General features: G+C 69.3%; 6 protein-coding genes. 3 read left to right on the forward strand and 3 right to left on the reverse strand.

What is annotated here, in order from left to right; translation table 11 throughout:
- Both ABW137_RS09265 and ABW137_RS09270 read right to left on the reverse strand, forming a co-directional pair.
- Nucleotides 1–2,757: ATP-binding cassette domain-containing protein (locus tag ABW137_RS09265; RefSeq protein ID WP_526399119.1), on the reverse strand; the 2,757-nt coding region annotated here is incomplete at its 3' end.
- A gap of 155 nt (nt 2,758–2,912) precedes the next feature.
- Nucleotides 2,913–3,524 carry a hypothetical protein gene (locus ABW137_RS09270; protein WP_526399121.1) on the reverse strand — a complete coding sequence of 204 codons (612 nt, stop codon included), beginning with the start codon at nt 3,522–3,524 and terminating at the stop codon, nt 2,913–2,915.
- A 214-nt stretch (nt 3,525–3,738) separates the two neighbouring features.
- Between ABW137_RS09270 and ABW137_RS09275 the strand changes: the two genes are divergently transcribed.
- Both ABW137_RS09275 and ABW137_RS09280 read left to right on the forward strand, forming a co-directional pair.
- On the forward strand, nt 3,739–4,302 hold the full coding sequence (locus ABW137_RS09275) for a TetR/AcrR family transcriptional regulator (protein ID WP_526399123.1): 564 nt from the start codon (nt 3,739–3,741) through the stop codon (nt 4,300–4,302).
- Entirely contained in the window at nt 4,299–4,880 is a 582-nt protein-coding gene (locus ABW137_RS09280) for a TetR/AcrR family transcriptional regulator (protein WP_526399125.1), read from the forward strand. The genes ABW137_RS09275 and ABW137_RS09280 overlap by 4 nt, the downstream gene beginning before the upstream one ends.
- Before the next feature lie 6 nt (nt 4,881–4,886).
- Here the strand turns inward: ABW137_RS09280 and ABW137_RS09285 are convergent, their stop codons facing one another.
- Nucleotides 4,887–5,189: a hypothetical protein gene (locus tag ABW137_RS09285; protein WP_526399127.1), complete on the reverse strand. Its 303-nt coding sequence runs from the start codon at nt 5,187–5,189 to the stop codon at nt 4,887–4,889.
- A 63-nt stretch (nt 5,190–5,252) separates the two neighbouring features.
- Between ABW137_RS09285 and ABW137_RS09290 the strand changes: the two genes are divergently transcribed.
- The gene (locus ABW137_RS09290; RefSeq protein WP_526399129.1) at nt 5,253–6,059 is read left to right on the forward strand and encodes a glutaminyl-peptide cyclotransferase; all 807 of its coding nucleotides are present in this window, start codon (nt 5,253–5,255) and stop codon (nt 6,057–6,059) included.
- The last annotated feature ends 20 nt before the right edge of the window (nt 6,060–6,079 follow it).

The following is a 6,079-nucleotide window of genomic DNA, read 5'->3' on the forward strand; positions in this document are numbered from 1 at the left end:
GCTGGTGGCCTGCTGCCACGCGCGCGTTCCCGGCGCGTCGGTGACCACCGCCCCGGCGACGCTGCCGAAGTAGTCGAAGCCGGCCACCGCGCCGGAGACCAACAGCGCGGCAGCGAGATTCCATCCGTCGAGCAGGTAGACGATCCAGGCCGCCACGACACCCAGCTGCACCATGACGACCGGCACTCCGAACAGTGCCGACTGGACGCGGTGTTCGCGAACCGCAGCGCCGACCCGGCCGCGGTCGACGCGATCGAGGTGGGCTCGCACGTCCTCCGTTGCGGCGGCGAGTTTGACGGTGCGCATGCACTCCAGCGCCGAGACCAGTGACCGGCCGAACTCGGCACGGGTCTGCGAGGCCGCGGCGGCCGAACGCCCCGCCATCGGCCGCCCCGCCACCGAAGCGATTGCCGCCGCGACCATTACGGCCAATAGGATGGCGCCCGCGATGGCCGTCCCGCCGAGAAACGACGCGATGACGACGACGATCAGCCCGCTGACGACGTCGTTGCAGTTGTCGGCGTAACGGAGGAATCGGTCGGCGTCCAGAACCCGCGACACCACTTCACCCGGCGGCGTACGGGCCAGCCGATGCTGCTTGGTCTGCGCGTCGAGCACCGTCATCCTGATCCGCAGCGAGCACACCGACCACCACGGCACGAACCGGCGGATGGCCCAGGCCAGGACGAACGGTTCCAGGCCGATGCTGACCACCGCCGCGACGGTGAGCAACACCGGCGTGTGGCCGTCGCGCAGACTTTGGACGAGTCGTCCCCACACGAAGCCGCTGACGGCGCCGGTCGCGCCGAGCAGTCCCGTGAGCATGAACAGTGCGCTGCCCATCAGCCCCCAGGAGGGGTGCACCCGCACCATGCGGGCGATTCCGCGGGCCAGGCTCGGGCCGCCGTCGACGTCCGGCATCTCGGGTGGCGGTCCTTGACGTCGGGCGCCGCCGATCGCGGTGTCCTCGCCAACCCTCGGCGGGCCCGGCGCCTCCTGCGTCCGCTCTGAGGCGTGATCGGTCTCCGCGGCGTCGAGGAGTCGACGGAACGGCCCCGGCCGGGATTCCAGGTCGGCGCGCGAACCCTCGTCGACGATCCGGCCGCGGTCGAGAACGGCGACCCGATCGGCACGTGCGACGGTGGACAGGCGGTGCGCAATGAGAATGCCCGTCCGGTCGGTCAGCAGTCGGTCCGCGGCCCGGACCACCCTGGACTCGGTGAGCGGGTCCATGCGTGCCGTGGCCTCGTCGAGGATGACGACGCGGACGGCGCGGACCAGCAACCTGGCGAACGCCACTAGCTGCTCCTCACCCGCCGACAGCGTCGTACCGCCGGGACCAAGGACCGTGTCGAGGCCGTCGGGCAGGCTGTCCACCCAGTCGGTGAGGTCGAGTTCGGTGACGGCGGCGCGCACCCGTTCGCGAGGCAGGTCGCCGAACAGCGCGACGTTTTCGGCCAATGTTCCGGCGAGGATCTCGGTGCGCTGGGTGACCACGCCGACCGACGCCCTCAGTTGCTGCAGGTCGAAGTCGAGCACGTCGACCCCGGCCAGGAACAGCGAGCCACGCTCGGGGTCGACCGCACGCGATACCAGCGACGCGAGCGTCGACTTGCCCGAACCGGTCCGGCCGACGAGCGCGCACGTGGAACCGGCCGCCACCCGTAGGTCGATCCCTTCGAGGGCGAAGACCCCCTCGCCGTAGGCGAAGTGCAGGTCGCGCAGTTCGATGTCGACGGGTCCGGGGGGCAGGTCTTGTCCCCCACCGGGTTCCGGCTCGCTGCCGAGGAGCTCGCGGATGCGGATGACGGCACCCATGCCCGCTTGGAGTTCGGGAAGCTGACGGGCGAGCTGGGCGATCTCGTTGACCAGCGTGGCGCTGACGAGGAAGAGGGTGATCAGCTGCGCGATGTCCAGGTCCCCGTCGGCGACCAACGCGACACCTGCGATCAGCACACCGCCGAGGAGCGCGTGCAGCAGACCGCCTGCGCGGATCGTGATCCGTGATTCGACGGCAACCACGGCGCGGACCCTGCTCTGGATCTTGCTGGAGAGCTCGGCGCAGCGCCGTAGCACGTACGGCTGACCGAGGCTGGTGCGCAAGTCATCTCGCGCGGCGATGGCTTCTTCCATCGCCGCGGCATGCTCGGTCCAGGCGATCTCCTCGACGACCTTGCGAGCGCTCAGCTGGCGCAGCAGCGGCCGGATCACCAGGAAGGTCACGGGGCCGACGACGGGGAAGACGATCCACGCCGGCCACCAGGTCAGTCCCGCGACGATCCACATCGGCAAGGTGGCGAAGACGGTGCGCATCGCGTCCCACAGCTGCAGGCGGACCAGCGATCCGATCTCGTGGGTGTCGTCGTCGACGCGGTCGAGGACTTCGCCGACGGCCTGTTCCGACAGCCGGTCGAGGGGCTGGCTCAGGGCCGACGTCAGCAAGTCGCCGCGCAGCTCGCCCTCGGCACGGTCGGCGATCACCGCCCAGATCGTGCGTCCCAACGTGTCCAGCAGGGCGTACCCCAGCAGGCATCCCGCGAGAACCGCGACGGTGGGCCAGACGGGATTGGCTGCCAAGCGACCGATGACGACCGTGCCCAACGACTGCAGAGTCGCGGCGACCGCCATCGCGATGAGGGCGATGCTGGTGAGAGGTCGCCACAACCGGCGCCAGTCGACGGTGCGGTCGAGTTGGTCGCCGCTGCCCTCGCGCCCGGTGGGCGTGTGTGGTCCCGACCGAACCTCTGTGGTGGTCATGGTTTCGTGGTGGACATCGATCGGAGGCTACGCACCGGCGACGTCTGTACGCACCCCATTTTCGCCAACACCGGAGACAGACGTTACCGGAGTGACGAGCTTCGAATGCTCGGCCCCCGCGGCGGACTCATGGGCCTGCGTCGTGGTCGTGGCCGTCAACCGAGGGCGGCCTTGATGACGTCGGCCTGCTTCTGCGCCAACGCAACTGCGATGTCCGCCGGCACGGGATCGCCTGCGGCGCTGTCGAATTCCATCACGACGTACGCGGCGCCCCGGAAGAAGGTCACGACCGTCACGTCCCTCGAACCATCCGGGGAGGGCCCGGAGGCGATGACGCCCTCGGTGCCGACTGCGGCGGGCTCCGGGGCGGGCTCGGCGATCGACAGATTCAGTGCGGCCACTCCCCCGTCAAGCGCGGTCTTCGCGGCGGCGGCGTCGGGCATGACGATGATGGAGTCGCTGATCGTGCGGGTGCCGCCCTCGTTGTCGAAGGACGCGGCCGCGCCGTTCGCGCCGCCGGGGTTCGCCTGTGGTTGCGACATCGTGAAGATCTCGTCGGGGATCTGGATGTCCTCCGCCGCGATCAGCAGGGTCGTGTAGTCGACGGGGGCCGTACTCTCCGAGCTGGACGCCCGTGGCGACTGCGACGACGTCGTCGATGGGGAACCCGACGACGACGCGGACGGCCCACCGCCGCACGCGGCGCTGGTCAATGCGACGACGGCGATCACGGCCGCCACGCCAGCCGTGCAAGGAGTCATTCTCATGGCCATGCGCTCCAGTCTTGCCGCTCGGTCGTCGGGCAAACCCCGTGAACACGAAAACCCGTGGTGCAGCGCGGTCAGCGCCGCGAACAGTAACACCACGTCAGCGGCACCGGAGCCGATCGCGACGCGTTGTCAGTAACCACGCAGGATTGCGGTGGACGACGCGTGCACCACCGCGGCCGCTGTCAACAACGGCTGACATAGAGTCGGGTGGATGCGCACGAAAAGGCCTCGCAACGCCGACCAGACGCGCGCCGACATCGTGTCGGCGGCGCGCAGCCGCTTTGCGACCGACGGGTTCGAGCGCACCACCCTGCGGGTCATCGCCGCCGACGTCGGCGTGGACGCTGCGCTCGTCATTCGCTACTTCGGCAGCAAACAGGACCTGTTCGCCACGGCCACCGAGTTCAAGATCGAGCTGCCCGACATCTCCCACGCCGCCCCTGATGACATCGCGGGCATGCTGCTGCCGAGGTACTTCGCGGTATGGGAAGACGACAAGGCGTTCCTCGCACTTCTGCGGGCGGCGATGACGAGCAGGGTCGCCGCGGGCACCCTCAACACGACACTCTCGAAGCATGTCGCGCCGACGTTGAAGGCCGCCACCCCGGACCACGATCAGCAGAGGATCGCGCTGCTGGACGCCTTCGTGATCGGGTTGGCCATGACCCGCTCCGTTCTCGACGGTCTGCCGGTGGCCGAGCTCAGCCGCGACGAACTCAGCCGGTGGGCCGCGCCGATCTTCCGGCAGCTCCTGGTGGGGCCGGCGCCGTCGTGAGTACGCCGACCACGCGCGACCGCAACGCCAGCCAGACCCGGGCCGACATCCTCGCGGCGGCCCGGACCCGCTTCGGCGCCAAGGGGTATGAGCGCACGACGCTGCGCGCGGTCGCTGCCGACGTCGGCGTGGATGCGGCGCTGGTGATTCGTTACTTCGGCAGCAAGCAGGAATTGTTCGCCGCGGCCGTCGACTTCACGATCGAGCTGCCCGACCTCTCCGACGTCGACCCCGACGAGGTGGCGGGCATCCTGCTCCCGCGGTTCTTCGCCGTGTGGGAGGAGGACGAGACGTTCGTGGCGCTGTTGCGCGCGGCGACGACGAGCGAGGTGGCGGCGACGACGCTGCGCGAGGTCTTCGCCAGGCAGGTGGCGCCCAAGTTGTTCACCGCCGTGGCTGACCATCCGCTGCAGCGCATCGGGTTGATGGGGTCCTTCGTGATCGGGCTGGCCACCACCAGGTACATCCTCGCGAGCCCACCCATCGCGACCATCAGCCGTGAGGAACTCAGTCGCTGGGCCGCTCCTGTCATCGCTCAACTGCTCGTCGGACCCGCGCCGTCGGACGCCCCGGCGTGAGCCCCATCAATCGATGCGGATGACGTACGTTCCGTCCTCGTCGCGCTCGATCTGCCGGTCCCACGTATTCAGCCAGACCGGTGTCTCGCCGCGCGTTCCGATGAAGGCGTTGCGGATGGCCCCGCCCGGCTGAAGGTGCACACTCCACTCTTCGTCGCCGGTGGCCTGGATGTTCACGATCTCTTCGCCGTCGGCCCGGCGGATCGACAGTGTGCGACCGTTGACGTCCTGCTCGGTCAGTTCGGCCTCGTCATCCGTCAGTTCGTCCAGCTCGTCGTCGGGCATGTCTTCTCGGGGATCGTCAAGCACGGCACGACTGTACCGATCCGCGTTGGGCCGCTTCGGATTCGGTGCGTGCGGTAGAACTTGTTGATGGCAGCAGAGGATCGACACCAGAGTCCGGCCAAGGCCCGTTCGCTCGCGGTCGGGGCTGCGGCGGCCCTGTTGATCGGGTGTACCGCAGGCACGGCGTCCGCCGAACCCCTCGTTCCGGTGACCACGCCGACGGTCTTGGCCGAGATCCCGCACGACCCCGGCGCATACACCGAGGGCCTCGAGTTCGACGGGCCGACGCTGTACGAGTCGACCGGCGAGTGGGGCACCTCGGGGCTGCGCCAGGTCGACCCGACGACCGGCAAGGTGTTGCGCGACGTCCCGATCTCGCCGAAGTACTTCGGCGAGGGCATCACCGTGGTCGGAGACCGGATTTGGGAGCTCACCTACCGCGACGGCGTCGCGATCGAGTGGGACAGGGAAAGCCTGACCCCGATCCGGGAAGTCCCCTTCCCCGGCGAGCAGTGGGGCGTGTGCCTGGACGGGGACCGTCTGATCGTGAGCGACGGCTCCGCCGTGCTGCGCTTCCACGACCCCACCACACTCGCCGAGTTGGGGTCGGTGACCGTGACCCGCGACGGCACGCCGATGCGGGGCATCGACGAACTGGAGTGCGTCGACGGCTACGTCTGGACCGTGGTCTGGCCGACGGACACCATCGTCCGCATCGACCCGCGCACCGGATTGGTCGACAGGGTCGTCGACGGCTCGGGCCTCTGGCCGGGTGGACCGCGCGACATCGCGCAGATCCTCAGCAGCATCGCCTACTCCGGCGGCGGCGAGTTCCTCGTCGTCGGTAAACGATGGCCGACGATGTATCGCGTGCGGTTCGATCCGGCAGCTTGAGCCCGGCGGAGCCCGCGGCA

It is taken from the genome of Mycobacterium sp., from assembly GCF_040509115.1.
Classification (GTDB): domain Bacteria; phylum Actinomycetota; class Actinomycetes; order Mycobacteriales; family Mycobacteriaceae; genus Mycobacterium.

What these genes read in the sequence shown, in the direction of transcription:
- ABW137_RS09290 (WP_526399129.1), top strand. Translation starts at nt 5,253, where the DNA reads ATGGCAGCAGAGGATCGACACCAGAGTCCGGCCAAGGCCCGTTCGCTC.
- ABW137_RS09275 (WP_526399123.1), top strand. Translation starts at nt 3,739, where the DNA reads ATGCGCACGAAAAGGCCTCGCAACGCCGACCAGACGCGCGCCGACATC.
- ABW137_RS09270 (WP_526399121.1), bottom strand. Translation starts at nt 3,524, where the DNA reads ATGAGAATGACTCCTTGCACGGCTGGCGTGGCGGCCGTGATCGCCGTC.